3 protein-coding genes are annotated in these 2,596 nt (G+C 63.7%); 1 reads left to right on the forward strand and 2 read right to left on the reverse strand.

What is annotated here, in order from left to right:
• Positions 1-302, reverse strand: a 302-nt coding sequence (locus EN750_RS28530) for a LysR family transcriptional regulator (protein ID WP_189526538.1), incomplete at its 3' end; no start/stop codon positions are given.
• 139 nt (positions 303-441) lie between these two features.
• Here EN750_RS28530 and EN750_RS28535 point away from each other — a divergent pair.
• Complete coding sequence (locus EN750_RS28535; RefSeq protein WP_127398747.1) at positions 442-1,953, forward strand: MFS transporter; 1,512 nt, start codon at positions 442-444, stop codon at positions 1,951-1,953.
• A gap of 32 nt (positions 1,954-1,985) precedes the next feature.
• Here EN750_RS28535 and EN750_RS28540 read toward each other — a convergent pair.
• A partial coding sequence (locus EN750_RS28540; RefSeq protein WP_145967991.1) for a response regulator transcription factor occupies positions 1,986-2,596 on the reverse strand: 611 nt, incomplete at its 5' end.

The raw sequence follows: 2,596 nt of genomic DNA on the forward strand, positions 1-2,596 counted from the left end.
CCCCCGACATGGGTGGCGATGCCCAGTGTGAAGCGGCGGCGCACCGAAGACAGGCTGGCAATGGCGCGATCGTGTGCCGCGAGGAAGTCGCGTGCGGGCTGGAGAAACACCGCGCCCTGCGCCGACAAGCGCACCAGCCGAGGCGTGCGCTCGATCAATTTCTTGCCGACGCGCTCTTCCAACCGCTTCAGCTTCACGCTGATTGCCCCTTGCGTGCTGCCAAGAGCCTCTGCCGCACGCGTAAAGCTCTGAAGATCGGCGATGGCGACGAATGTTTTCACAGCGTCTACGTCCAGCGTCATGTCAGCTATCCGCACTTGTTGTCTCTGAAATAGCCAACCATGCAATTCTAATATGATCAAGCCTCGCCTAACCTGGGGCATACGCGCACCGGGCGAGCTGCAATGGATTCGCCGACTGCCGACAATACGAGGTCGAACCATGCCCACTGTAGTGACCCGCCGAGGCATCATTGTTCTGTTTGCCGCCTGCCTGGCGTGCCTGATGTTCGGCCTGGAGATTTCAAGCGTTCCCGCGATCCTGCCGACACTGGAGCAGGTGCTGCACGCCGACTTCAAGCAACTGCAATGGGTGATGAACGCCTATACGATCGCGGTCACGACGGTGCTGATGGCGGTCGGCACGATCGCCGATCGTTACGGGCGCAAGCGTGTCTTTCTGGTCGCCATCGCCGCCTTCGGCCTGACATCCCTGATCTGCGGCGTCGCCGAAAGCGTCTCCACGCTCATCGTCGCCCGGTTTCTGCAGGGCCTGAGCGGCGGTGCGATGCTGATCTGCCAGCTTGCCGTGCTGTCGCATGAATTCCGGGAAGGGCGCGAACGCGCCGTCGCATGGGGCTGGTGGGGCGTCATCTTCGGCACCGGCCTCGGCTTCGGCCCCATCATCGGCGGCGGCATCGTCGCGGTCTCGAGCTGGCAATGGGTGTTTCTTGTCCACGTGCCGGTTGCGGCGCTGGCGTTCGCCCTCGCTCTGATGGGCGTCCACGAATCGAAGGATCCACAGGCGGGCAAGCTCGACGTAGCAGGCATCCTGACGCTGTCGCCGTCGGTTTTCTGCCTCGTTTTCTACATCATCCAGGGGCCGGATCTGGGTTTCTCCAGCCCTGCCGCGCTGGCGATCCTCGGTATCTCGATAGTGAGCTTCATCGCCTTCCTCATTGCCGAGAAGATCAGCCAGCGGCCGATGTTCGATTTCTCGGTCTTCCGGATCCGGCCCTTTTCGGGCGCCATCGTCGGCTCTGCCGCGATGAACCTCAGCTATTGGCCTTTCATGATCTACCTGCCGATCTGGTTCCACGCCGGGCTCGGCTATGACACCGTCTCCACCGGCCTTGCCCTGCTTGCCTACACGCTGCCGACGCTTGTGCTGCCGCCGTTGGCAGAGCGCTTTTCGCTGCGTTATCGGCCCGGCATCATCATTCCGGCGGGCCTCGTCATCATCGGCGTCGGGTTCATCCTGATGAAATTCGGCAGCGCCGCCGCGCAACCGGACTGGCTGACGATGCTGCCCGGCTGCCTGATCGCGGGGATGGGTCTGGGAATAACCAACACACCTGTCACCAACACGACGACGGGTTCCGTTTCGAGCGATCGCGCCGGCATGGCCTGCGGCATCGACATGAGCGCGCGCATGGTTTCATTGGCGTTGAACATCGCGGTGATGGGCTTCATCCTGGCCAGCGGTGTGCTGGCGCATCTGGGGCATGCGCTGCCCGACCTCGACACTGCCCAATTGCGTCTTCTCGCCGAAGCTATCGCTGCTGGAAACCCCATCTCCGGGCTCGCCGGGACCGTCGCCCAGGATGCGCTACGCAACGGCTTTGGCTGGGTCATGCTCTATGGCGGGATCGGCGTCTGGATCATGGCCGCCATCAGTTTCGCAAGCTTCAACGGCCGGCCGGTGCGGCGGACGGAGGTTCAGTGCTCTGATTGAACACTATTCTGATTGAACAGGCGCCCTGGCGATCAACCCGCCGGCTGCAGCGGATCGCTGCCGATCTTGGACAGCAGGATCACCGCCTGCGTGCGGCTGTCGACGCCGAGCTTCTGCAGAATGGCGGAGACATGCGCCTTGATGGTAGCCTCCGATACACCGAGTTCATAGGCGATCTGCTTGTTGAGCAGGCCCTCGGCCAGCATGCCCAGCACCCGTGTCTGCTGCGGCGTCAGAGCCTGCAGCCGCTTGATGAGGTCCGATATTTCGGGATCGCGCTCGATGCCGAGATCGACGCCGGCTGGTGCTGCGATGTCGCCGGCAAGCACCGATTGCACCGCGCTGCGGATCTCCTCCATGCTGGCCGACTTGGAGATAAAGCCGGAAGCGCCGAGATCGAGCGCCCGCCTGATGGTCGCCGGATCGTCATGCGCCGACACCACGACCAGCGGCACCGCCGGATGGATGCCACGCAGCGAGACCAGGCCGGACAGGCCGCTGGCGCCCGGCATCGACAGGTCGAGCAGCACCAGATCGACGTCCTCGTTGGCCACGACCAGCGCCTTGGCGCTCTCGAAATCGCCGGCTTCATGGATGGCGGCGACGTTGCCGATGCCGGCGAGCGCTTCGCGCAGCGCACCGC

Source organism: Mesorhizobium sp. M7A.F.Ca.ET.027.03.2.1 (assembly GCF_003999175.1).
In the GTDB taxonomy this organism is placed as follows: Bacteria; Pseudomonadota; Alphaproteobacteria; order Rhizobiales; family Rhizobiaceae; genus Mesorhizobium.